The organism is Mycolicibacterium brumae (assembly GCF_025215495.1).
In the GTDB taxonomy this organism is placed as follows: Bacteria; Actinomycetota; Actinomycetes; order Mycobacteriales; family Mycobacteriaceae; genus Mycobacterium; species Mycobacterium brumae.
Window position 1 is genome coordinate 1042219 of sequence record NZ_CP104302.1, and the last position, 26085, is coordinate 1068303.

Sequence of the window (26085 nt, forward strand, 5' to 3'; positions counted from 1 at the left end):
TCAGATCATGTTGTTGCGCGTCAGCCAGCGCATCACCGGCCAGCCGATGATCACCGGCAGCCAGCAGGTCAGGATGCGGTAGAGCAGCACCGCGGGCACCGCGACGCCCATCGGCACGCCGAACGCGGCCAGACCGCCGATCAACGCGGCCTCCACCGCGCCGACGCCACCGGGAGTCGGGGCCGCCGACGCCAGTGTTCCGCCGACCATGGTGACGACGGTGACCGTCACGAACGAGGTGTCCCCGCCGAACGCCCACACGCTGGCCCACAGCGCCAGTGCGGCGCCCAATGTCGTTGCGGCGCAACCGAGGATGATCAGTCCCAGCCGCTTGGGCTCGCGCGCCAGTTCGCGTAGGTCGACGAGCACCTCGGCGAGTTTGGGCGCCAGTTCGGTGCCCAACCAGCGGCGCAGCCGGGGCACGAACATGAACGTGCCCAGCACTCCGAGCGCGGCGCCGCCGAGCAGCCACAACACCGTCGCCGACGGCACGAAGCGCGACAGGTCGGTGCGCGCGCCGGCTGCCACGCTGAACACGAGCAGCAGCGCCAGGTGGGTGATGACCTGCACCGACTGCTGCAGTGCGACCGCGGTCGTCGCGCGCACCGCGCCCAGGCCGCCCTTCTGCAGGAACCGGGCGCTCAGCGCCAGGCCGCCGACGCCGGCCGGCGTGGTGGTGGCGGCGAAGGTGTTCGCGAACTGCATGATCGTCAGATTGCGGAAGCTCACCTGCCCGTCGGCGCAGGTCCACAGCGCCAGCGCGGCGCCGAGGTAGGTCATTATCGACACGGCCAGCCCCAGTAGCGCCCACCACCAGTTGGCGCTGCGCAGTTCGGAGAAGAAGGTCGGCAGCGTGCTCAGGAACGGGTACGCCACGTACACCAGGGCCACCAGCAGCACCAGCTGGATGATCTGGGAGCGGGTGAACCGGGTGATGGTCTCGGTCTGGATCTGATCGGCGCCGGTCTGCTTCTGCACCTCGTCGCGGGCCGCCGCCAGCAGCGCCGACTCGTCGGGCACCGCGCGGCGGATCCGCGGCGGCATGGCGGCCTTGGTCAGCCGGCGCGAAGCCCCCAACACCGCGTCGCGGCCGAAGACCTCGATCGCGGCGGTCACCGTCGGCTCGGCCCCGTACACCGCGGTGGTGGTCACCAGCAGCTGCGCGATATCGGCCTGCATGCCGACGTCGGTGGCGCCGAATTCGGCCTTGCCGAAGCCGCCGAACAGCACCGTGCCATCGTCGTCGGTGAGCTCGCTGACCCGAAGGTCGCCGTGCGAGATCTGCGCCTCGTGCAGTTTGGCCAGGCTCTGCCAGATCTGTTCGACGGGGACCTCGGTGTTGATCGGGCGGCCCCGGGCGGCGGTGCGGGCGTACAGCATCCAGCCGCGTTCCAGCGCCGACAGCGCGACCGTCGAGGTGTTGGCCAGGCCCAGGTCGCCGATCGCGACGGACATCAGCGCGCGGTGTTCGACGGCGCGCTGCATCGACGCGTGCAGCGGGGCGGTTTCGGAGCTGCGCAGCCGCAGTTTGCGCCAGAACTGGCGCAGCAGGCCGCCGCTGCGCTGGTTCGGCCCGTACAACTCGATCAGCGCGGCGCCGGGCACCGGGCCGGACGGCTGCCACGGCATCCGGCGGGGGAACGGCCGGGTCGGCTTCGCCGGCTCCGGCTCCCGCGCCGCCGGCTCCTCCGGGCCGTCATCGGGGTCGGCCGGTAGTACCGCCGCGGCGTTCTCGGCGGGCGCCACCGCGATGCCCCCCGGGATCTGGTCGCTGCAGGTGGCCTGCAACACCAGGGCGCCGGGGCCTGCCGGACGCACCACCGTCAGCGCCGTCACCTGGTAGCCGCGGCGGGCCAACGCTCGAACCGCGCCCTCCAGCGGCACCTCCAGAGCCGGGGTGCCCGACACCAGGATCACCAGCGCCCCGATGAACCAGCCGACCGCCAAACCGAGCAGCGAACGGGCCGGCACGACGGCGCTGACCACCAGGTGGATCGGCACGAACGCGAGCAACAGGGCCCACCACCAGCGCCGCCAGCGTGACGGCAGCCAGGGGCCGGACACCGTGAGCATCGCGGCCAGCATGGCGATCCAGCGGGGATCGTCGAGGAATCGGGCCAGCACGGTGTCCAGCCGCTCGTCCATGTCGAAATGCCATTGCGGCGCGGCGAATCCGTTGGGGCTGATCGACAGTGACAGCACCGCCGCGGCGGCCGCGGCGGCGTAGGCGCCGAGCAGTTTCCACTGCCGTCCCGCGACCAGCCCGATCAGAATCGCGAACGGCAACGCCAGGATCGCGACGCCGTAGACCAGGTAGACGAGGTTGGACTGGGTGGGAGTGAGCACTCCGACGATGTCGGAGATGGATCGCTCCAACGCCTCCCAGTCATTGCGGGTGATGACCGAGCTGGTGACGATCACGGCCAGCAACATCCCGGACAGCCCGAGCCGGATCAGATCGTTGGTGCGACGGTTCCAGGGCAGCAGGAGTTTGCCGGTGACCGCGATATCGCGTCCGTCAACTCGCATCCACCCTGGTCTTTCTACCTCGGTCCGCAGCTGGTCGGCGGTTCCCGAGTCAATCTACTGGGTGGATCTAGCATGGTGGCGTGGCCGACGACGAACTCGAGCTGGTGTCCACCCCGCTGGGCAGGCTGTGGCTGTGGCTGGCAGTCGGGGCGGCGCTGATTTTGCTGGTCGGGCTGATCACGGTGATCGCCACCCGTGAGCCGGAGTCCGACGGCAATCCGTCGACGCCGGGCGCCGCGGCGGGGACCACCACCACGACGGTCTCCATGCCGGCCTTCGCCGAGATCGACGTCGTCGCCGACGATTACCAGGAGTCGCCCGGCTACTACCGGTTCAGCTATATGCAGACCCCGCTGCGGGAGTGCGCGATTTTCCCGGTGCGCGGGTCCGGTGACGACGCCGAACGAGGGTTGGCCTGCAATGTCGAGTTCCCGTCGAACACCGGTCCGGTGACCGAGGGCCCGTTCCAGGGACCGCCGAACCAGGTGCTGATCGTGCCGCCGGACGGCCCGAAGAACTCGATCGGCGAAGGCGGGCCCGAGGCGGCGCCGGCGCTGCCGGAGCATCACCGGATCACGGTGGGATCGGTGACCTGCCTGGCGCTTCCCGACGACGGCGTCGACTGTCAGACCCCGACCGGCGGTTTCCGGTTCGAGGACGGGCTGCTGCACAAGCGCTGAGGTTCAGCGAGGCTCGGCGGAGCTTGCGGAGCCGAGTCGAAGCTGGAACCGAACATCAAGCGCTCAGGTTCAGCGAGGCTCGGCGGAGCGTGCGGAGCCGAGTCGAAGCTGGAACCGAACATCAAGCGCTCAGGTTCAGCGAGGCTCGGCGGAGCGTGCGAGCGGCCAAGGACGGCACGTTTTCCTTGGCGAGCGGCCACCTACTGCACGTTTTCCTTCGCGAGTGGCCACCTAGCGCACGAGGGGCCAACGATGCACACAAAGGCCCAGGACAGCCCTGCGCGAGGCGGACGCCATGGAGCCCTCGTGCGCTAGGTGGCCACTCTCGGAGGTTTTTGTGCCAGAACTGGCCACTGGGAAGGGTTTTCGTGCGCTACTTGGCCACTCAAGGGGTTCGCCGCCGGTGACGTCACGCCGACGTGAGCTTGAGCGCGTGCTGCTCGACGGTCTCTTCGTCGAGCAGCACGCGCAGTGCCGCGTCGCCGAGCGGGATGAAACTGTCGGCGCTGCTGACCCGCGAGATCGCCCCGGCGAAGCCGTTCTCCACGAGGGCGGCGAGCACGCTCTGGCCGACGCCGCCGCTGCGGCGGGTCTCGTCGACGATGAGCACCCGTCCGGTCGCCTCCGCCTCGCGCAGAATGTCGTCGACCGGCAGCGGCGCCAGCCACCGCAGATCCAGCACCCGGGCGTTGACGCCGCGCTGCGCCAACCGCGCCGCGATCCGCAGGCTCATCGGCACGCCGTTGGCGAAGCTGATCAGCGTCAAATCCTCGCCGTCGCCGTGGGTGCGCCCCACCCCGATCGTGGGATCGACGGCTTCGCCGGTGGACAGCCAGCCGCCGTCACCGCCGGTGTGCAGGTCTCGGGTGTGGTACAGCGCAATGGGTTCCAGGAACACGCTCAGCGTTCCGGCCGCCGCGGCAGCGGCCGCGCAGGCGCGCAGCATCGCCGCGGCGTCGTCGGGATGCGACGGGGACGCCACCGTCAGACCGGGGATGTCCAGCAGCGCGGCCACCGAGTTGTCGTTGTGGAAGTGCCCGCCGAAGCCCTTCTGGTAGCCGTAGCCGGCGACCCGGACCACCGCCGGGTTGCGGTACTGGCCATTGGAGAAGAAGTCCAGGGTGGCGCCCTCGCCGCGGAGCTGATCGGCGGCATTGTGCAGATAGGCCAGGTACTGAATTTCCGGGATGGGCAACATCCCGTTGAGGCCCGCTCCGAGCGCCAGGCCGAGAATGGTCTGCTCATCGAGGATGGTGTCGAACACCCGGGACCGCCCGAAGCGCTTCTGCAGTCCGCGGGTGACCCCGTACACGCCACCCTTGCGTGCCACGTCCTCGCCGAAAAGGGTTGCTCCGGAATGGGTTTCCAGAACATCGACCAGCGCGGCGTTGATGGACTGGGCCAACGTCAACCCGGAATCGCCGGTGGAACGGGTGGCCGAGGACACGTCCCTGGCGCGTTGGGCGGTGGTGGTCAGCGGCGTGAGAACGGCCTCGGCGCTGTCGAGTTGCGGCAGCTCGCAGACCTCGTCGGCCAGTGCCGCGACCACCTCCCGCTTGTCCTCATATAGTCCGAGCACCTCCTCGGGCGCCAGGCCGCCGTGCTCGATCAGCCAGCGGGCGGTGGCCAGCACCGGGTCCCGCGGGTAGTCGGCGCTGATCTCCGCCGTTGTGCGGTAACCGGTTTCGACGTCGGAGCCGGCGTGCCCCATCAACCGGACGGTGCGCAGGTGCAGGAACGCCGGGCTGCGCCTGCCGCGCACCCAGTCGGCGGCAGCCGTGGCGGCGGCCGCGGCCCCCGCCACGTCGGCGCCGTCGGCCTCGAAGTAGGCCAGTCCGGGCAGATTCGCGTAGCTGGACGCGATCCAACCGGCCGGGGTGCGGGTGCTGATCCCGATGCCGTTGTCCTCGCACACCAGCAGCAGCGGCACGGGCAGCCCGCGGAACGCCGCGTTGCGGGCGGCGTTGATCGCGCCGACCGCGGTGGAATGATTCGCCGACGCGTCACCAAAGCTGCACGCCACCACCGCATCCGCCGGCCACGGGCAGTCCGCGCTGCGTTGCGCGGCGGCCAGCGTGAAGGCCATCCCGAACGCCCGCGGCAGGTGCGAGGCGATGGTCGAGGTCTGCGGGATCACCGCCAGGTCGTGGCGCCCCCACACCTTGTGCCGGCCGCCGGCGATGGGCTCGTCGGTCGCTGCCACCATGCCCAGCAGCACATCGCGCAATGCGTCGCGCTCGGAGTCCCGCTGCGCGGCGCGGGCCAGGAAGAACCCGCCGGATCGGTAGTGCAGCAAGGCCGGATCGTCTGCGCGCAGCGCCGCGGCCACCACCGCGTTGGACTCGTGGCCGGCGGAGCCGATGGTGTAGTAGCCGCGCCCGCGAGCGCGCAACGCCCGGGCCGCCAGGTCCAGGTGCCTGCTGCCGATCTGCGCGTCGAAGACCGCCAGCGCCTCCTTGACCGAAAGGCCCGGTTCGCCGGCTGCGGAACCCGGATGGGCCCGCAGCGCGGCGACGAAGTAGTCGTCAATGGGTTCGGCCATCGGTCAGCCGAAATTGACGCCCTGGGCCAGCGGCAGGTCGTGGGAGTAGTTGATGGTGTTGGTCGCCCGGCGCATATAGCCCCGCCACGCGTCCGACCCGGATTCCCGTCCGCCGCCGGTGGTCTTCTCGCCGCCGAACGCGCCGCCGATCTCCGCGCCCGAGGTGCCGATATTGACATTGACGATGCCGCAATCGGATCCGTCGGCGGCCAGGAACTGCTCGGCCTCGCGCTGATCGAGGGTGAAGATCGACGACGACAGCCCCTGCGGGACGTCGTTGTGCAGCGCGATCGCCTCCGCGAGGGTGGAGTAGCGCAGCACATACAGGATCGGGGCGAAGGTCTCCCGCTGGACGACGGCGGTCTGCGCGGGCATCGCGACGATCGCCGGCTCGACATAGAACGAGCCGTCGCTGCTTTCCCGGCGCGCCCCGCCGGCCAGCACCTGGCCGCCCTGGGCGACCGCGTCATCCAGGGCGGCAACCATATTCGCGTGCGCCCGGGCGTCGATCAGCGGACCGACCAGCGTGCCTTCGGCGAACGGGTCGCCGACCGGCAGCCGCCGGTACACCTCGCACAGCCGATCGGTCAGCTCGTCGGCGATGTCGGTGTGCGCGATCACCCGGCGCATGGTGGTGCAGCGCTGACCGGCGGTGCCGGCCGCGGCGAACACGATTCCGCGCACCGCCAGGTCCAGGTCCGCCGACGGGGTGACGATGGCGGCGTTGTTGCCGCCGAGCTCCAAGATGGTGCGGCCGAACCGGGCGGCCACCCGCGGCGCGACCTGCGCGCCCATCCGCTCGGAGCCGGTGGCGCTGACCACCGGCACCTTCGGGCTGTCGACCAGCACCTCGGCGTCGGCGGCCGAGGCGGCCACCATGACGTGCAGGCCGTCGGGCGCGCCGCACTCGGCGGCGGCCCGGTCGAAGATCGCCGCGCACGCCGCGGAGGTGAGCACGGTCAGCTCGGAGGGCTTCCACACCACCGCGTCGCCGCAGACGATCGCCAGCGCGGTGTTCCAGGCCCAAACCGCGGCCGGGAAGTTGAACGCCGAGATCACGCCGACCACGCCCAGCGGGTGCCAGGTCTCCATCAGCCGGTGTCCGGGCCGCTCGCTGGGCATGGTGCGTCCGTCGAGCTGGCGCGACAGGCCGAGGGCGAAGTCGCAGATGTCGATCATCTCCTGCACTTCGCCGAGGGCTTCGGCGGTGATCTTGCCGACCTCGATGCCGATCAGCGCGCCGAGATCGGCCTTGTGCTCGGTGAGCAGCTCGCCGAACCGCTTGATCAGCGCGCCGCGCGCCGGGGCGGGCACGGTGCGCCAGCTCAGATAGGCCTGGTGCGCGGTGTCGATCGCGGCGGCGACGTCGGAGGCGTCGGAGCCCGGGTAGCCGAACAGGTCGTCACCGGTCACCGGGGTGCGCGCGGTGATTCGCGGCCCGGCGGCCGGGTCGAGCAGGGACAGGTCCACCCCGCAGGCCGAGAGCGCGGCGCGGGCGCGATCGCGCAGATCGTCGGCGGTGGGCAGGGTGATGGCAGCGGAAACCGTGGTGGTCATGAGTGTCAATCCTTCCCGTGCTCAGCGTCCGGCGTGCAGAAATCGCTGGCCGGCCTTGGTGTCGCACAGGTCGGCGAAGCTGATGTCCTCCTGGCGGATGAAGCCCGTGCCGGGCAGCCGGCCGGAGTCCACCAGTTCGACGACGGCCACGGCCGAGGCGGCGGTGGTCCAGGAGATGGCACGCCACCGGTGGCCACCGATGTCGGCGGGCAGGTAACCGCGAACGTAGTTCTCCCGGAACGGCTTTCCGTCCTTGACGCCCTCGACGGACGCGTGCAGGTAGACGATGTCGTCGTTGACCGGCGGCTTCGCGTCGACCAGGATCTCGTTGACCAGTTCGCGGCGGTTGCGCAGCCGCAGCTCGTCGAACAGGAAGCGCATCTGGGCGAAGTGGCCGGGGTAGCGCAGGGTCTTGTAGTCCAGGCGCTCCAGCTTGCCGGCGTAGGTCTGACACATGGTGCCCAGACCGCCGGAGGTCAGCGACGCCTCGAGCTCCACTCCGCCGATCACCACCCGCTCGGTTTCGGTCATCGCCGGGACCATCTGCGGATTGCCGTTGCGCACCACCTCGGCGTCGTTGATGTATTCGTTGATGACGCCGGCGGCCGACCAGTTGAACGCGTATCCGAGCAGTCCGGTCGGATTCTGCGGCAGTGCGCCGACCTTCAGCTCGATGGAACGCACGGAGTCGAAGGTCTTGGCCATCGACGCGCCGATGATGCCGATCAGGCCGGGCGCCAGCCCGCACTGCGGCGCGAACGCGGCCTTGGCGCCGCGCTCGGACAGTTCGATGACCCGATTGGTGGTGGGCACGTCCTCGGTGAGGTCGAAGTAGTGCACGCCGGTGTCGTAGGCGGCTTCGGCGACGGCGATGTTCAGGTTGTACGGCAGGCAGGAGATGATGGCGTCGACGTCGGCGAGCGCGGCCCGGATGGCGGTCGGGTCGGTGAGATCGGTGGCCCGGGCCTCGAACCGCGGGTCGACCGCGCCGACGGCCACATCGTGACCGACCACCGTGAAGCCGGAGTCGACCAACATGCCGGCGACGAGTTCGCCCACCTTGCCGAGCCCGAAGACTGCTACGCGATCGATTTTCTTGGCCATGGCGGCGCTCCTTCTCGGACTCAGACACCTGGAGGGCGTCGACGAATGCGCGTCCCGCTGCGGACGCTGTGCTTCCAGCGTGACAGCCGTCACCGCCGAAATCGTTGTCGGAGAAGCTGTAGTCGATATCCCGTTCTTGTTAACCGGTGACAAACAGACGTAGGGTCGGATCATGGCAATCAACGGCGGATCGGCCGGGATCGGCGGCCGGTGCCGGGTCCGTGACCTGCTGAATGTCGCCGGCCCGGTCGATCTCCGGCTGGCCGGTGGCAGCCGTGACAACGCGGTCACCCGCACCGCGCTGTTCGATCCGACGGCGCCACTGCGCCCGGCGCCGTTCGCCGTCCTGATCGGTGTCGGTCTCACCCCGCGTCTGGTCGACGTCGCGGCGGTGCTCGCCGAGGCCGCCGCGGCCGGGCACACCGCGCTGGTGCTGCGGGCGTCGGCGCTCGTCGAGGCGCCGGAGTTGGCCGGGCTGGCCGACGATCATCGGGTCGCGCTGCTGACGGTGGGCGACGGGGTGGACTGGCTGGGTGTGGAGGCGCAATTGCGCGCGGCGATTCTGGCGGCCGCGCACCGCGACGGGGCCCCGCCGGTCGGCGACCTGTTTTCGCTGGCCGAGGCGATCTCCGATTCGGTCGGCGGGGCCGTGGTCATCGAGGACGTGAACCTGCGGGTGCTGGCCTACTCGTCGGGGGAGTACCCGATCGACGAGAACCGGCGAAACGCCATCCTGGGCCGGCGGGTTCCGTTCGCGCCGGAGAATCCGGGCCAGTATCGGCAGGTCTATCAGTCGAGCACGGTGTGCGAGGTGCCCGCGGTGGGCGGTGACCTGGACCGGCTCGGCGTGGCGCTGCGGTCCGGGGACGAGGTGATCGGCTCGCTGTGGGTGACGGTGCCGGCAAACGGCCTCAACCCGGGGGCGTCGCGTCACCTCGCCGATGTGGCGCCGCTGGTCGTGGCGCATCTGATGCGGGCGCGACAAACCGAGGACCTGGCCCGCCAGCAGCGCAGCGAGGCGGCCGCCGAGCTGGTCGCCGGCAGCGGCGATCTCCGCGATGCCGCGGCGGTGCTGGGCTTCTCGCCGGGCGCCCCGATGGCGGCGATGACCATCGCCGCGGTCAGCCCGGCGCAACGGCTGATCGCCCGGCAGCAGCGGTTCGCCGCGCTGGTCGAATTGAACTGCCAATCACGCAAACTCGCGGTGGGGGTCACCGGCGCGAGCGACCTGGTGCACGTGGTCTGCTCGGCCAAGCGGCTCGCGGACTCGCAGGACCTGGTGGTGACCGCCGAGGCGATCCGGCGTTCGGCGCGAACCGCGCTGGAACTCGACGTCGTCATCGGGGTGGGGCCGGTCGCGGCGACGGCCGCCGGGCTCCGGTCCTCGGCGCAGTCCTCGGCGAAGGTCGCCACGCTGCTGCGACGCGAGCCGGAGCTCGCGCCGATCGCGACCCACCGTCAGCTGACGGACCGGACCAGCTTCGCAGATCTGGCCGCCGCGGCCGCCGAGACGCCGGGGCTGGTGTCCGCGCGGGTTGACGAAATCCGTTCCCACGATGAGGGATTCGGCACCGGCTACGCCGAGCTGCTGCGGGTGTATCTGCGCAACTGGCGCGACGCCACGCGCACCGCCGCCGAGCTCGGGGTGCATCCCAACACGGTGCGCTACCGGCTCCGGCGGATCTCGGAGACCTTCGGCGTCGAGCTGGCCGACCCGGACCAGATGTTGCCGATCTGGCTGGGCCTGGAGGTGCGTCGGCTCGATCAGGACCGGGTCAGATAACCCGTTGCCATCTCGGCCATTTCGCTCGCCCACTGCTCCCAGCCGAGGCCGTCGGGCCACAACGGGGCGGTTGCCGCCCGATGCACGCCGGCGCCGATGATGGTGCGCAGCGCGGTGTTCAGCGCGGTCGAGGGCGCCGGGTGGGTGATCTCGGCGGCGTGTGGCAAGGCGGCGTCGAAGAACACCCGCTGCAGGCCGGTCAGCACCGCCAGCGCCCGGTCGCGCTTGTCCGGCCGTCGGCTCGCGGTGAGCGCGGCGGTGTAGAGCGGGCCGGTCCTGCCGAGATAGTCCGCCAGCGCTCCGGCGAACGCCGACACCGCGCCGGCGAGATCCGGGGTCGGGGTGGCCAGCGCGGCGCTGACGGTGGACTGCAGATCATCGAGCGCGCGATCGAGCACGGTCTCCAGCAATTGGTCCTTGCCGGTGAAGCGGCGGTACACGCCGCCGACCGAGACGCCGGCCTTTTCGGCGACGGCGGCGATGGTGAACTCGTCGAAACCGCGGGTGACCAGCACTTCTTGGGCCGCCGACAGCAGCCGTTCCAGCGCGGCCCGGCTGCGGGCCTGGCGCGGTGGGATGGCCCCGGCGGGGCTGACGCTGGTCATGGCAGGTCCACCGTACCGGTCGGTCCCGGATCGCGGGTCAAATGTGAATTGGCGCTCATCTCAACTTCTGTCGTCTCGGGTACTTGCAGGTCGTGCACATCTGTGAAAACGTGAATATAGATTCACAAGAAGGATGGGAGAACATCATGAACGCCGCCGCGCCGATCACCCCCGGCAAGGTCCTGGTGGTCGGGCTGGGTATCAGCGGGATGGCCACGGCGATCCGGCTGCGCCAGGCCGGCTGGGAACCGACGATCGTGGAACGCGCGCCGGGTCGGCGCACCGAGGGATACTTCATCGCCACCATGGGGGCCGGCCAGGCCGCCGCCCGGCGCCTTGGGGTGCTCGACGACCTGCCTGACCGCACGCCGGGCCCCGACGGCGCGAACTTCGACGTCGATCGCGACGGGAACAGCCGCCGATCGGTCGGCATCTTCGATATTCCGCTGGACCCCAGGCCGATGCTGCAACTCCGCGGCGACGTCGAGGACACCCTGTTCACCGCGCTGCCCGCCGATGTCGAGGTGCGCTGCCAGACGACGCCGACCCGGATCAGTCAGGACGACGACGGCGTGGACGTCGTTCTTCGCAACACCGTCACCGGCGCCGAAACCACCGAACGCTACGAACTGGTCGTCGGCGCCGACGGGCTGCGCTCCACGGTGCGCTCCCTGGTCTTCGGCCCGCACGAGCAGTACCTGCATCCGCTGGGTTACATGATCGCCGCCTTCCAACTGTCCCGCGTGCCCGCGGGACTGGGCCCCACCGACGGGGCCATGCAATTCGAGGTGGGCCGCTCATTGATCGTGTATCCGTTCGCCGACCATCTGCCGACCGCGCTGTTCTCCTACCGCACCGAGGACATCGACGCCGAATTCGCCGGCTCGCCCGTCGACCGGATTCGCGAGGTCTACGGGCCGGCGCCCTACGGCGAATTGCTGGAGGAGGTGATCATCGAGTTCGGCGACGCCGAGAGCCGGCTGTTCGATTCGGCCACCCAGGTCAAGATGGACAGCTGGCACCGTGGACGTGTTGTCCTGGTGGGGGATTCGGCCTGGTGCCCGACCCTGTACTCCGGCATGGGCTCCTCGTCGGGGATGGCCGGCGGGCAATTGCTCGGCGATGTCCTGGAGAACTCGTCGGGATCGCTGGATGACGCGCTGACCGAATGGGAGCGCCGGATGCGGCCTTACACCGACGCCTATCAGCAAGCCGGATTGTTGGGCGCGCAACTCTTCACCCCCGGTGACAAGAAGGCGATCGCCATGCGCCGCGGGTTCATGGCGGCGCGGCGCTCGCGGCTGCTGCGGCCGGTGCTGGCGCTCCTGCTGAAGGCCATCCCGTCGTTCCGGATGCGAAACGCCGACATCGCCGCCGAGACCGCCGCCGCCTGATCCGGGGTCTTCGGTCCCTCAAACCTGGGATCACCGGAAACGGGTGAGGCCAGTGTGGTGGGATTGTGCCCGGGAACAGCGGCCGCGAGACGGAGGTGTGCGGTGTCTGACATCGGCGACGAGGGGGCGGCCACGGCGCCAGGCTCCGCGATCCATGCCCGCGGCATCCGAGTCTCCGGGCCGTGGGGCCCGGTGTACGGCCCGCTGGACCTCGACGTCGACGCCGGTGGGGTCACCGTGCTGCTGGCCGAGGCCGGATCAGGGCGCACCGCGCTGCTGCTGACGCTGGCCGGCCGGATGCGCCCGGCTGCCGGTGAGCTCAGCGTCTTCGGCCGGACCAAGGCCACCGACATCTTCGCCCACACCGCGCTGTCGGGCATCGACGGTCTGGACACCGTCTATGAGTCGGTCACCGTGCAGGACCTGATCACCGAGCAGGTGCGCTGGTCCTCGCCCTGGCACAAGATGGTGCCCCGCGCCGGTCAGGCCGAGCTGGACCGGGTGTGCCTGCCGGTGTTCGGCGACCTGCCGCTACCGCCGCTGCGGGAATACGTCGAGGAGCTCACCGAACTGGACCGGCTGCTGTTGCGGGTGTCGCTGGCCAATATCAGGCGACCGCAGCTGCTGGTGGTAGGGAATCTGGACTACGTCACCAGCGACCGCAACCGCGACCTGCTGGTGAGCCGGTTGGTGGCGCTCGGCGCGGAGCAGACCGTCGTCACCGCCAGCGTCAATGAGTTGGTCGGCCACGATGTGCGCGCCCAACTTCCGGTGGCCAATGTCGCCCGGGTCGAGATGGCCGCGCAGAAGGGAACCAAGTAATCATGCTTGCCGGGATGTCCTTGGGGACCGACGTCAAACGGTTCAGTCGCGGTGTCATGCCGCGCATCGCGATGACCGTCGTCGTGCTGATGCCGCTGCTGTACGGCGCCATGTATCTGTGGGCCTTCTGGGACCCGTTCAACGAGGTCGGCCGGGTGCCGGTGGCGCTGGTCAACTCCGATCGTGGCGCCACCGTCGACGGCAAACGGCTCGATGTCGGCGCCCAGGTCGCCCAGGGGCTGCGGGACTCCCACCAACTGGATCTGCGCGAGATGCCCGAGGCGGAAGCCGCGTCCCAATTGTCTTCCGGCAAGGTGTATTTCACCATCACGCTGCCCGAGGACTTCAGCAAGAACGTGGCCTCGCCCACCGGCGACGACCCGGAGCAGGCGAAGGTCCGGTTCACCTTCAACGGCGCCAACAACTACCTCGGCTCGATCATCGGGCAGAACGCCGCCCGCGAGGTGATCAACAAGGTCAACGCCGAGATCGGCGAGCAGTCCATCGGCGCGGTGCTGACCGGCCTGACCGACGCCGGCGAAGGCCTCGGCAAGGCCGCCGACGGCGCCGACGAACTGCACGACGGCCTGGTGCAGGCCGACGACGGCGCGCACCAGCTGTCCGCCGGGCTTAACACCGCCAGCGACGGCACCACCAAACTCGCCGCGGGAACCAAGCAGTTGCGCACCGGGGTCGACAACGCTCTGAACCCGATGATCGACGTGCTGGGCGACCTCGACACCCTGGCGGTGAACCCCGACGACGTCGCCAACGCCGCGCTGCATCTGGCCGGCGCGGTGCGCTCGACCAGCGACCGGATCGCGGCGATGAACATCAACTACGCGCACGCAGCCGTCGTCGTCGACCAGGTGGTGGATTTCCTGCGCAACAATCCCGACGAAACCCTCAAGCACATGGGTGAGTTCCTGGCGAGCGCGCAGAAACTGATGCGGGCCAAGGATATGGACCCGGCCACTGACACCGGCCTGGCCGCCTGGCGGACCAACGCCGCCAAGCTGGAGAACGACCTCGCCAATCCGGACAGCAAGCTGCGCCAGTTCCTGACCAAGGCCACCAATGGCCAGCTGCGCAAGGACGTCGTCAAACTGCGCGACGGGGTCGAGCAGCTCGACAACGGCGCCCAGCAGCTCAAGACCGGGATGACCCAGCTGTCCGCTGGCGCGGCCAAACTCGCCGACGGCACCTCGCAGTTGCGCGACGGCAGTGCGGAGCTGGCCACGAAACTCCGCGACGGGTCCACCCAGGTGCCGTCCTGGACGCCGGAGCAGCGCACCGCCACCGCCAAGACGCTCGCCGCGCCGGCGACCCTGGAGATCGTCGAGCACAACCCGATGAAGACCTTCGGCACCGGGTTCGCGCCGTTCTTCATGCCGTTGGCGCTGTTCATCGGCGCGCTGATCGTCTGGATGCTGCTCAAACCGCTGCAGACCAGGCCGATCGTGCACGGCCTGGGCGCGCTGCGGGTGGCGCTGGCGTCCTACTGGCCGGGTCTGCTGATCGTCGCCGCGCAGGTCACCGTGATGTACCTGGTGGTGCACTACGCCGTCGGGCTCGACGCCCGCTATCCCCTGGCGACGGTCGGGTTCCTGGCGCTGATATCGGCGGCGTTCCTGGCGCTGATCCAGGCCTTCAACGCGGTGTTCGGCGTGGCCGTGGGCCGGGTGCTCACGCTGGCCTTCCTGATGTTCCAGCTGGTGTCGGCCGGTGGCATCTATCCGGTGGAGACGACGGCCAAACCGTTCCAGTGGATACACCCGTTCGATCCGATGACCTATGCCGTCAACGGGTTGCGGCAATTGATCGCCGGTGGCGTCGACGCCCGATTGTGGACGGCGATCGCGGTGCTATTGACCATCCTGGCGACGTCGCTGGCCGCCAGTTCCTGGGCCGCCAGACGCAACCGGCAGTACACCATGGAGCGGCTCTACCCGCCGATAGAGGTGTAGGCCGAGCAAGCGGAGCCTGCGGAGCTCGCGCTGGCCGGAACCGACCATGTGGCCCGAGGTGTAGGCCGAGCCGGCGCGCCCTCAGTTCGCCCGGCGGCGAGACCGGGGCTCGTCGGCGGGGTCGAAGTACTCCAGCAGGTAGCGGCTCTCCTCGATGTCGCCGACGGTGCGGCGGGTCTTGCGTCGGCTGATCAGGATGGCCAGCGCGGTGAGTCCCCAGACGACGTACTGCACGCACCAGGCCAGCCGGAACGATTCGAAGGAGTAGCCGCCGGTCGCGCCGATGATCAGCCCCATCGCCTGGATGACCAGCAGCGAGGCCACGAAGCCGCCCATATTGACCACACCCTGCGCGGTGCCCAGGATGCTGCTCGGGTTGAAGGAGCGGGCGAAGTCGAAGCCGACCATCGACCCCGGGCCGCCGATCGAGATCACCACCACCAGGACCACCAGCAGCCACAACGGCGCCGGGCCTGGCAGCGCGAGCACGATGGTCCAGATCAGCGCGTTGCTGGAGATGATCGCCAGCACCAGTCGGGATCGGCGGTGCGGACGACGGCCGGTGACGATGCCGATGATGACCCCGGCGATGATGGCGGTGGCGACCGAGACGACCAGCATGGCGCCGGCCGCGCTGCGCGACAGCCCCTGCGCCGCGGTCAGATACGGCACGCCCCACATCAGCGTGAACACCGTCACCGAGAACTGGCTGCCCATGTGGATGTAGAACCCCAGCCGGGTCCCGGGCCGCATCCACACCGTGCGCAGGTTGTGCCAGGTGTCGCTGATTCCGGCCGAACGCATCCGGGCGACGCGTGCGGAACGATAGCGGCGCGGGGAGGGCGTGTTGCGGACCAGGGTCAGCGCCAGCACCACCGTCAGCACGCCCAGCGCGGCCGCGCTCAGGTACGCCGTGGTCCAGCCGTGCCCGAGCAGCACCGCGAGGAACGGCAGCGCCGAGAGCACCTGGCCGAGTTGGCCGCAGATCCCGGTCAGCTGGTTGACCAGCGGGACCTGGCGTTCGGGGAACCAGTAGGGGACCAGGCGCAGCACCGAGATGAAGGTGAACGCGTCGCCGAGGCCGAGCAACGCGCGGGCGGCCATCGCGGCCGGTAGCGACTCGGTGAGCGCCAGCGCGAACTGGCCGCCGGCCATCAGCAGCCCGCCGGTCACGATCATCGCCCGGGAGCCGTAGCGGTCCAGCAGCAGACCGGCCGGAATCTGCGCCGCGGCGTACACCACCACCTGCAGCACCACGAAGCTCGACAGCACCCCGGGCGCGACGTGGAAGCGGTCGGCCGCGTCCAGGCCGGACACCCCGAGCGAGGTTCGGTTCAGCACGGCGACCACGTAGGCCAGCAGTCCGGCGGACCAGACCACCCATGCGCGCTTTCCCACCGAGCCATTATCGCCGCGGCCGTTTTGGGGCCGCGCGGCGGGCGAGAATCGACGCTGAAAAAAGTTACCGATCAGTAAGATCGCCAGCAAACATCTTGGCGGCGTGTTCCGCAGGCCGGACGTCGGCGTCCGGCGCGGGCCGATTTCGCCACTCCCGGGCGAAAAGTGGCCAGGATCATTTATAACGATTTGATAACGGCACTGCTGTGAACTGGGAAGTTCTTCTTACTCAAGCGTAACCACCTGCATGCAGCAGCTTTGTCGGGCGCTTGTTCCGGCGGCGATTCGCGGCCCGTCGCGCGGCGGCAGGTTACCCAACCGTAGAACTCGCGAGTAACGAATTTTCGCGCATGGGAACGCTGGCCCTTATGACACCCTTATGGCAGCTGCCCGGGGGTCAATCCGACCTCCGGAGCATGGCGCGGCCGGTATGCCGACGCCGAGACTGTAGACGCGAGCGACCGCAGGGAGAACAACAAGGTGACGATCCACGAGCACGAGCACGTTTCCATGAACGACGATGGCAGCGCTGCCGGACACTCCGGATCTAATGAAGCCCTGGTGGATCGCCTGATCGCCGGCGAGCGCTTCGCCGTCGCCTTCGGCGGCCAGGGCGCCGACTGGCTGGAATCCCTGGAGGAGCTGGTCTCCTCCTCCGGCATCGAGACCGAACTCGCGACGGTGGCCGGCGAGGCGCACCTGATGCTGGAGCCGGTCGCCGACGAGCTGGTGGTGGTCCGCCCGATCGGCTTCGAGCCGCTGAAGTGGGTGCGTGAGCTCGCCGCCGAAGAACCCATCCCCACCGCCAAGCAGCTCATCTCGGCCGCCGTCTCGGTGCCCGGCGTGCTGCTCACCCAGATGGCCGGCGTGCGCGCGCTGGCCCGCCAGGGCCTGGACCTCAACGAGCACCCCGCCGCCGTCGTCGTCGGACACTCCCAGGGCGTGCTGGCGGTGGAATCCGTGCGCTTCGGCGGCGCCCGCGACGTCGAACTGCTGGCATTGGCCCAGCTGATGGGCGCGGCCGGCACCCTGGTGGCCCGCCGCCGCGGCATCACGGTGCTCGGCGACGAGCCGCCCATGCTGTCGGTCACCAACGCCGAACCGGAGCGGATCCGGGAGCTGCTCGACGAGTTCGCCCAGGATGTCCGGACCGTGCAGGCGCCGGTGCTGTCCATCCGCAACGGCCGCCGGTCGGTCGTCATCACCGGCACCCCCGAGCAGCTGTCCCGCTTCGAGCTGTACTGCCAGCAGGTCGCCGACAAGGAAGCCGCCGAGCGCAAGAACAAGGTCCGCGGTGGCGCGGTGTTCGCGCCGAAGTTCGACCGGGTGCAGGTCGAGGTCGGATTCCACACCCCGCGGCTGGCCGACACCGTCGACATCGTCGTCGACTGGGCCGCCCGCGTCGGCATCGACACCGAGCTGGCCCGCCGGCTCACCACCGCCGTGCTGATCGACGAGGTCGACTGGGTCGCCGAGGTGGACAGCGTCCACTCCGCGCGCGCCAAATGGATCCTGGACCTCGGCCCTGGCGACCTGCTGACCCGCATCACCGCCCCGGTGATCCGCGGCCTGGGCATCGGGATCGTCCCGGTCGCCACCCGCGGCGGCCAGCGCAACCTGTTCACCATCGGCGCGGTGCCGGAGGTGCCCGCCCCCTGGACCAGCTACGCCCCGCGCGTCATCGCCCTGCCGGACGGCTCGGTGAAGCTGTCCACCAAGTTCACCCGGCTCACCGGCCGCTCGCCGATCCTGCTGGCCGGCATGACCCCGACCACCGTCGACGCCAAGATCGTCGCCGCCGCGGCCAACGCCGGGCACTGGGCCGAACTGGCCGGTGGCGGGCAGGTCACCGAGGAGATCTTCAACGACCGCGTCGCCGAGCTCACCGAGCTGCTGGAGCCGGGCCGCGAGATCCAGTTCAACTCGTTGTTCCTGGACCCGTACCTGTGGAAGCTGCAGCTCGGCGGCAAGCGCCTGGTGCAGAAGGCGCGGCAGTCCGGTGCGCCGATCGACGGCGTCGTCGTCACCGCCGGCATCCCCGAACTCGAGGAAGCCCTCGGCCTGATCGAGGAACTCCGCGAGATCGGCATCAGCCACGTCGTGTTCAAGCCCGGCACCGTCGAGCAGATCCGCTCGGTGGTCCGGATCGCCGCCGAAGCCGCGCCGACCCCGATCATCGCCCACATCGAGGGCGGCCGCGCCGGTGGGCACCATTCCTGGGAAGACCTCGACGACCTGCTGCTGACCACCTACGCGGAGTTGCGCGGCCGCGCCAACCTGACCATCTGCGTCGGCGGCGGCATCGGCGACCCGCAGCGCGCCGCCGAATACCTGTCCGGCCGCTGGTCCCAGGAGTACGGCTACCCGGCGATGCCGGTCGACGGCATCCTGGTCGGCACCGCCGCGATGGCGACACTGGAGGCCACCACCAGCCCGGCGGTCAAGCAATTGCTGGTCGACACCGTCGGCACCGACCGGTGGGTCGGGGCGGGCAAGGCCTCCGGCGGCATGGCTTCGGGCCGCAGCCAGCTGGGCGCGGACATCCACGAGATCGACAACGCCGCCTCCCGCTGCGGCCGGCTGCTCGACGAGGTCGCCGGCGACGCCGACGCGGTCGCCGAGCGCCGCGACGAGATCATCGCCGCGATGGCCGTCACCGCCAAGCCGTACTTCGGCGATGTCGCCGAGATGACCTACCTGAGCTGGCTGCGGCGCTACGTCGAGCTGGCCATCGGCGACGGCGATTCCACCGCCGACTCCCGCCGCGGCGACTCGCCGTGGCTGGACATCACCTGGCGGGACCGCTTCCAGCGCATGCTGCAGCGCGCCGAGGCGCGGCTGTCGCCGGTCGACAACGGCCCCATTGCGACCCGCTTCGGCGACGACGCGGCCGGCGTGGCGCTGCTGGAGAACCCGGATCGGGCGCTGGCCGAACTGCTGGTCACCTACTCCGACGCCGGCGCGGTGCAGCTGCACCCGGCCGACGTGCCGTTCTTCTTCGAGCTGTGCAAGACCCCCGGCAAGCCGGTCAACTTCGTCCCGGTCATCGACAAGGACGTGCGGCGCTGGTGGCGCAGCGACTCGCTGTGGCAGGCCCACGACGCCCGCTACACCGCCGACCAGGTCTGCGTCATCCCCGGCACCGCCGCGGTCGCCGGGATCACCCGCGTCGACGAGCCGGTCGGCGAGCTGCTGGACCGCTTCGAGCAGGCCGCCGTCGAAGACGTGCTGGCCGCCGGCGACACCCCGACCGCTGTGCTGTCGCGCCTGGACGACGTGACCGACGCGCTGATGCTGGTGCTCGACGCGCCCGACGTGCTGTGGGCCGGCCGCATCGCCACCAACCCGGTGCACCGCATCGCCGCCCCGGAAAAGTGGCAGGTCAAGGGCCACGGCGTGGCGACCGACCACAACACCGGCGCCCGCCTGGAGGTCCGCGACGGCCAGGTCGTGCTGTCCACCCCGCTGTCCGGGCACTGGATCGACATCCGCTTCTCGCTGCCGGAGACCACCGCCGACGGTGGCGCCCCGATCGTCAGCACCGATGACGCCGCCACCGCCATGCGGGCCGTGCTGGCCATCGCCGCCGGGGTGGACGGCCCCGAGTCGCTGCCGCCGGTGGTCGACGGCATCACCACGGTCACGGTGGACTGGGACCCCGAGCGGGTCGCCGACCACACCGGCGTCACCGCGCCGTTCGGCGCGCCGCTGGCCCCAACGCTGTCAGTGGTTCCCGACGCGTTGGTCGGCCGGTGCTGGCCCGCGGTGTTCGCCGCGATCGGCTCGGCGCACACCCACGCCGGGTTCCCGGTGGTCGAAGGCCTGCTGAGCCTGGTGCACCTCGACCACGCCGCGCACCTGACCGCCCAGCTGCCGACCGAGCGCGCCACCCTGACCGTCACCGCGACGGCCGGGGAGGCCTACGACACCGAGGTGGGTCGGGTGATCCCGGTCGACGTCAGCGTGTTCGACGAGAACCGGCAGATGGTCGCCGGCCTGGCCGAGCGGTTCGCCATCCGCGGCCGCACCGGCGACGCCGAGCTGGACGACCCGCTCCGCGCAGGCGGCGCCGTCTCCGACAACGAGACCGCCACCCCGCGCCGTCGTCGCCGCGACATCACCCTGGCCGCGCCGGTCGACATGCGGCCGTTCGCGGTGGTCTCCGGTGACCACAACCCGATCCACACCGACAAGGCCGCAGCGCTGCTGGCCGGCCTCCCCGGCCCGATCGTGCACGGCATGTGGCTCTCGGCCGCCGCCCAGCACGTGGTGACCGCCACCGACGGCAAGCCCGTCCCGCCGGCCAAGCTGCTCGGCTGGACCGCCCGTTTCCTGGGCATGGTCATGCCCGGCGACGAGGTCGACTTCCGGGTCGACCGGGTCGGGGTGGACCTGGGCGCCGAGGTGCTGGAGATCTCCGCCCGGGTGGGTTCGGATCTGAAGATGTCGGCCACCGCACGGCTGGCCGCGCCCAAGACCGTCTACGCCTTCCCCGGCCAGGGCATCCAGTCCAAGGGCATGGGCATGGAGGTCCGCGCCCGCTCCAAGGCCGCCCGCAAGGTCTGGGACGACGCCGACAAGTTCACCCGGGAGACCCTGGGCTTCTCGGTGCTGCACGTGGTGCGCGACAACCCGACCAGCCTGATCGCCGCCGGCGTGCACTACGAGCACCCCGAGGGCGTGCTGTACCTGACCCAGTTCACCCAGGTCGCGATGGCCACCGTCGCCGCCGCGCAGGTCGCCGAGATGCGCGAGCAGGGCGCCTTCGTGGAGGGCGCCATCGCGTGCGGCCACTCCGTGGGCGAGTACACCGCGCTGGCCTGCGTCTCCGGCGCCTACGAACTCGAGGCGCTGCTGGAGGTGGTGTTCCACCGCGGGTCCAAGATGCACGACATCGTCCCGCGGGATGAGCGCGGCCGGTCCAACTACCGGCTGGCCGCCATCCGCCCGTCGCAGATCGACCTCGACGACGCCGACGTCACCGCGTTCGTCGCCGACATCGCCGAGCGCACCGGTGAGTTCCTGCAGATCGTGAACTTCAACCTGCGCGGTTCGCAGTACGCCATCGCCGGCACCGTCCGGGGCCTGGAGGCGCTGGAGGAAGAGGTCGAGCGCCGCCGCGAGCTGGCCGGCGGCCGCCGGTCCTTCATCCTGGTGCCCGGCATCGACGTGCCGTTCCACTCCAGCGTGTTGCGGGTCGGCGTCGCCGACTTCCGCCGCAGCCTGGAGCGGGTCATGCCGCAACAGCCCGATCCGGCGATCCTGGTCGGCCGCTACATCCCGAACCTGGTGCCGCGGCCGTTCACCCTGGACCGCGACTTCATCCAGGAGATCCGCGACCTGGTGCCGGCCGAACCGCTGGACGAGGTGCTCGCCGACTACGACACCTGGCGCGCCGAAAAGCCCGCCGAGTTGTGCCGCAAGATCGTCATCGAGCTGCTGGCCTGGCAGTTCGCCAGCCCGGTGCGCTGGATCGAAACCCAGGACCTGCTGTTCATCGAGGAGGCCGCGGGCGGCCTCGGCGTCGAGCGGTTCGTCGAGATCGGCGTGAAGAACGCGCCGACCGTCGCCGGCCTGGCCACCAACACCCTCAAGCTGCCGGAGTACGCGCACTCCACGGTGGAGATCCTCAACGCCGAGCGCGACGCCGCGGTGCTGTTCGCCAACGACACCGACCCGGAGCCGGTGGACGACGAGCCCGCCGCGCCGAGTTCTGCGGCTCCCGTCGCCGATTCGGCGCCCGCCCCGGCGGCCCCGGCCCCGGCCGCGGCGCCGTCCGGTGGCCCGCGCCCCGACGACCTGACGTTCGACGCGGCCGACGCCACCGTCGCGCTGATCGCGCTGAGCGCCAAGATGCGGCTCGACCAGATCGAGACGCTGGACTCCATCGAGACCATCACCGACGGCGCGTCCTCGCGACGCAACCAGCTGCTGGTCGACCTGGGCTCCGAGCTGAACCTCGGCGCCATCGACGGCGCGGCCGAGGCCGACCTGGGGGCGCTGAAGGGACAGGTGTCCAAGCTGGCCCGCACCTACAAGCCGTTCGGCCCCGTGCTCTCCGACGCCATCAACGACCAGCTGCGCACGGTGTTCGGCCCGTCCGGCAAGCGCCCGGCGTACATCGCCGAGCGGGTCGGCAAGACCTGGGAACTGGGTCCGGGCTGGGCCAAGCACGTCACCGTCGAGGTGGCGCTGGGCACCCGTGAGGGCAGCAGCGTCCGCGGCGGCGACCTGGGCGGGCTGGCAGCCGGCGCGCTCGGCTCCGCGGCCGATGTCGACAAGGCGATCGACGCGGCGGTCGCCGCGGTCGGCGCCCGCCGTGGTGTGCCGGTCGCGCTGCCGTCGGCCGGTGGCGCCGGCGGGGGAGTCGTGGACTCCGCGGCGCTGGCCGAGTTCGCCGAGCAGGTCACCGGCCGCGACGGGGTGCTCGCCTCGGCCGCGCGTCTGGTGCTCGCCCAGCTCGGCCTGGACGCCGCGGCCAGCGTGGGCGAATCCGTCACCGACACCGAGCTGATCGACCTGGTTTCCAGCGAACTCGGTTCGGACTGGCCGCGTCTGGTCGCGCCCGCGTTCGACGGGCGCAAGGCCGTCGTGCTCGACGACCGTTGGGCCAGCGCCCGCGAGGACCTGGTCAAGCTGTGGCTGGCCGACGAGGACGAGATCAACGACGACTGGGCCCGGCACGCCGAACGTTTCGAGGCGGCCGGCCACGTGGTGGCCAGCCAGGCGAACTGGTGGCAGGGCAAGGCGCTGGCCGCCGGCAAGACCGTGCACGCCTCGCTGTTCGGCCGGATCGCCGCGGGCGCGGAGAGCCCGGGCCGGGGCCGCTACAGCTCCGAGATCGCGGTCGTCACCGGCGCCTCCAAGGGCTCGATCGCCGCGGCGGTCGCCGCCGCCCTGCTGGCCGGCGGGGCGACGGTCATCGCGACCACGTCCAAGCTCGACGACAACCGATTGGCCTTCTACAAGCAGCTGTACCGCGACAACGCCCGCTACGGCGCCAAGCTGTGGGTGCTGCCGGCCAATATGGCCTCCTACGCCGACATCGACGCGCTGGTCGAGTGGATCGGCACCAGCCAGTCGGAAAGCCTTGGGCCGCAGTCGATCCACATCAAGGACGCGCTGAACCCGACGCTGCTCTTCCCGTTCGCCGCGCCGCGGGTGGCCGGCGACCTGTCCGATGCCGGGTCGCGCTCCGAGCTGGAGATGAAGGTGCTGTTGTGGGCCGTCGAGCGGCTCATCGGCGGGCTGTCGGCGATCGGCGCCGAACGCGACATCGCCTCCCGGCTGCACGTGGTGCTGCCCGGCTCGCCCAACCGCGGCATGTTCGGCGGTGACGGCGCCTACGGCGAGGCCAAGGCGGCGCTGGACGCCGTGGTCGCGCGCTGGAGCGCGGAAAGCTCCTGGGCGCAACGGGTCAGCCTGGCGCACGCGCTGATCGGCTGGACCAAGGGCACCGGGCTGATGGGCCACAACGACGTCATCGTCGACGCGGTCGAAGAGGCCGGGGTGCGCACCTACACCACCGCCGAGATGGCCGACATGCTGCTGGACCTGTGCACGGTGGAAGCCAAGGTGGCCGCCGCGGAGAAGCCCATCGAGGCGGATCTGACCGGTGGACTCGCCGCCGCCAAGCTGGACATGGCCGAGCTGGCCGCCCAAGCCCGCGAGGCGATGGGGTCCGAAAGCGCTTCCGCCGCAGACGATTCCGATCAGGGGACCATCCCGGCCCTGCCGTCTCCGCCGCGCGGGCACCGGCCCGCGCCGGCGCCGGACTGGGCCCCGCTGGATGTGGACCCGTCCGAACTGGTGGTCATCGTCGGTGGCGCCGAGGTCGGCCCGTACGGTTCCTCACGGACCCGCTTCGAGATGGAGGTCGACAACGAGCTGTCGGCCGCCGGCGTGCTGGAATTGGCTTGGAGCACCGGGCTGATCACCTGGGAGGACGACCCCAAGCCGGGTTGGTACGACACCGCCAGCGGTGAGCTGGTGCCCGAGGAGGAACTGGTCGAGCGGTATCACGACGCCGTCGTGGAACGTTGCGGCATCAGGGAATTCATCGACGACGGGGCCATCGAAGCCGACCACGAGGTGCCGCTGCTGGTCAGCGTGTTCCTCGACCACGACCTGTCGTTCGTGGTGTCCTCGGAGGCCGACGCCCGCGCGTTCGCGTCCTTCGACCCCGAGCACACCGTCATCCGGCCGGTTCCCGATTCCGGCGACTGGGAGGTTATCCGCAAGGCGGGCACCGAGATTCGGGTGCCGCGCAAGCTGAAGCTGGCCCGCAAGGTCGGCGGGCAGCTGCCCACCGGCTTCGACCCCAAGGTCTGGGGCATCAGCGCCGACATGGCGAACTCGGTGGACCGGGTGGCGCTGTGGAACATCGTCGCCACTGTCGATGCGTTCCTGTCCTCGGGCTTCACCCCGGCCGAGCTGATGCGCTGGGTGCACCCGAGCATGGTGGCCAGCACCCAGGGCACCGGCATGGGCGGCATGACCTCGATGCAGACCATGTTCCACGGCAACCTGCTGGGCCGGACCAAGCCGAACGACATCCTGCAGGAAGTGCTGCCCAACGTGGTGGCCGCTCACGTCATGCAGTCCTACGTCGGCGGTTACGGCGCGATGATCCACCCGGTCGGCGCCTGCGCCACCGCGGCGGTGTCCATCGAAGAGGGCGTCGACAAGATCCGGCTCGGCAAGGCGGACCTGGTGGTCACCGGTGGCTTCGACGATATGACCACCGACGCCATCACCGGCTTCGCCGACATGGCGGCCACCGCCGACACCGACGTGATGCGGGCCAAGGGCATCAGCGACGGCAAGATCTCCCGGGCCAACGACCGGCGCCGGCTCGGCTTCCTGGAAGCCGAGGGCGGCGGCACCATCCTGCTGGCCCGGGGCGACCTGGCCCTGCGGATGGGTCTGCCGGTGCTGGCCGTGGTCGGTTACGCGCAGAGCTTCGCCGACGGCGTGCACACCTCCATTCCGGCTCCGGGGCTCGGCGCCCTGGGCGCCGGTCGCGGTGGGCGGGAATCGCAGCTGGCCCGCTCGCTGGCCCGGCTCGGGGTGGGACCCGACGACATCTCGGTGATCTCCAAGCACGACACGTCGACGCTGGCCAACGACCCGAACGAGACCGAACTGCACGAACGGCTGGCCGACGCGATGGGCCGCTCCGCCGGGGCGCCGATGTTCATCATCAGCCAGAAGACGCTGACCGGGCACGCCAAGGGCGGCGCCGCCGCGTTCCAGACGCTGGGGTTGTGCCAGGTGCTGCGCGACGGAGTCATCCCGCCCAACCGCAGCCTGGACTGCGTCGACGAGGATCTGGCCACCTCTGGCCACTTCGTCTGGGTCCGCGAGACCCTGCGGATGGGCGGCAAGTTCGGCCTGAAGGCCGGTCTGCTGACCAGCCTCGGGTTCGGGCACGTCTCCGGCATGGTGGCACTGGTGCACCCGCAGGCCTTCCTGGCCACGCTGACCCCCGAGCAGCGCGCGGACTACCAGGCGCGGTCCAACCGTCGCGTGCTCGACGGGCAGCGGCGGCTGGCGTCGGCGATCGCGGGCGGCAAGCCGATGTTCGAGCGGCCCGCCGATCGCCGGTTCGACCACGATGCGCCGGAGAGGGCGCAGGAGGCCTCGATGCTGCTGAACCCGGCCTCGCGGCTGGGCGACGACAACGTCTACGTCGGCTAAGGTTC

The 26085-nt window shown here is 70.5% G+C and carries 12 protein-coding genes; 6 read left to right on the forward strand and 6 right to left on the reverse strand.

The genetic code is table 11. From position 1 onward, the window contains the following. Nucleotides 1–2529, reverse strand: coding sequence for a lysylphosphatidylglycerol synthase transmembrane domain-containing protein (locus tag L2Z93_RS05275; protein ID WP_234785988.1), 2529 nt, complete (start codon nt 2527–2529; stop codon nt 1–3). Between the two features lie 80 nt (nt 2530–2609). Between L2Z93_RS05275 and L2Z93_RS05280 the strand changes: the two genes are divergently transcribed. Then, nucleotides 2610–3209 carry a hypothetical protein gene (locus L2Z93_RS05280; RefSeq protein WP_090585534.1) on the forward strand — a complete coding sequence of 200 codons (600 nt, stop codon included), beginning with the start codon at nt 2610–2612 and terminating at the stop codon, nt 3207–3209. Nucleotides 3210–3618: 409 nt separating this feature from the next. On the opposite strand, the gene L2Z93_RS05285 is transcribed toward L2Z93_RS05280, so the two are convergent. Genes L2Z93_RS05285 through L2Z93_RS05295 form a run of 3 tightly spaced genes read right to left on the reverse strand, consistent with a single transcriptional unit; the run spans nt 3619 to nt 8412 of the window. Beyond that, nucleotides 3619–5751: a thiamine pyrophosphate-dependent enzyme gene (locus L2Z93_RS05285; RefSeq protein WP_090585532.1), complete on the reverse strand. Its 2133-nt coding sequence runs from the start codon at nt 5749–5751 to the stop codon at nt 3619–3621. Between the two features lie 3 nt (nt 5752–5754). Then, on the reverse strand, nt 5755–7308 hold the full coding sequence (gene amaB / locus L2Z93_RS05290; RefSeq protein ID WP_090585530.1) for an L-piperidine-6-carboxylate dehydrogenase: 1554 nt from the start codon (nt 7306–7308) through the stop codon (nt 5755–5757). A 21-nt stretch (nt 7309–7329) separates the two neighbouring features. Beyond that, nucleotides 7330–8412, reverse strand: a complete 1083-nt coding sequence (locus tag L2Z93_RS05295) for a saccharopine dehydrogenase family protein (protein WP_090585528.1) — start codon at nt 8410–8412, stop codon at nt 7330–7332. A gap of 172 nt (nt 8413–8584) precedes the next feature. On the opposite strand from L2Z93_RS05295, the gene L2Z93_RS05300 reads away from it, so the two are divergent. Further along, a complete protein-coding gene (locus L2Z93_RS05300) occupies nt 8585–10195 on the forward strand; it encodes a PucR family transcriptional regulator (protein ID WP_090585526.1) in 1611 nt (536 codons plus the stop codon). Here the strand turns inward: L2Z93_RS05300 and L2Z93_RS05305 are convergent. Then, nucleotides 10177–10800 carry a TetR/AcrR family transcriptional regulator gene (locus L2Z93_RS05305; RefSeq protein ID WP_090585523.1) on the reverse strand — a complete coding sequence of 208 codons (624 nt, stop codon included), beginning with the start codon at nt 10798–10800 and terminating at the stop codon, nt 10177–10179. The two genes, L2Z93_RS05300 and L2Z93_RS05305, sit on opposite strands and share 19 nt — an antisense overlap. A 146-nt stretch (nt 10801–10946) precedes the next feature. Between L2Z93_RS05305 and L2Z93_RS05310 the strand changes: the two genes are divergently transcribed. The 3 genes from L2Z93_RS05310 (at nt 10947) to L2Z93_RS05320 (ending at nt 14983) form a co-directional block, all read left to right on the forward strand. Continuing rightward, nucleotides 10947–12194, forward strand: a complete 1248-nt coding sequence (locus L2Z93_RS05310; RefSeq protein WP_090585521.1) for an FAD-dependent monooxygenase — start codon at nt 10947–10949, stop codon at nt 12192–12194. A 102-nt stretch (nt 12195–12296) separates the two neighbouring features. Beyond that, the gene (locus L2Z93_RS05315; protein ID WP_370745804.1) at nt 12297–13016 is read left to right on the forward strand and encodes a hypothetical protein; all 720 of its coding nucleotides are present in this window, start codon (nt 12297–12299) and stop codon (nt 13014–13016) included. A 14-nt stretch (nt 13017–13030) separates the two neighbouring features. Further along, a complete protein-coding gene (locus tag L2Z93_RS05320; protein ID WP_193438916.1) occupies nt 13031–14983 on the forward strand; it encodes a YhgE/Pip domain-containing protein in 1953 nt (650 codons plus the stop codon). 81 nt (nt 14984–15064) lie between these two features. On the opposite strand, the gene L2Z93_RS05325 is transcribed toward L2Z93_RS05320, so the two are convergent. Beyond that, nucleotides 15065–16381 (reverse strand): MFS transporter, encoded by a 1317-nt coding sequence (locus L2Z93_RS05325; RefSeq protein WP_090585515.1) that lies wholly within the window; start codon nt 16379–16381, stop codon nt 15065–15067. 480 nt (nt 16382–16861) lie between these two features. Between L2Z93_RS05325 and L2Z93_RS05330 the strand changes: the two genes are divergently transcribed. Beyond that, entirely contained in the window at nt 16862–26080 is a 9219-nt protein-coding gene (locus L2Z93_RS05330; protein WP_090585513.1) for a type I polyketide synthase, read from the forward strand. The last annotated feature ends 5 nt before the right edge of the window (nt 26081–26085 follow it).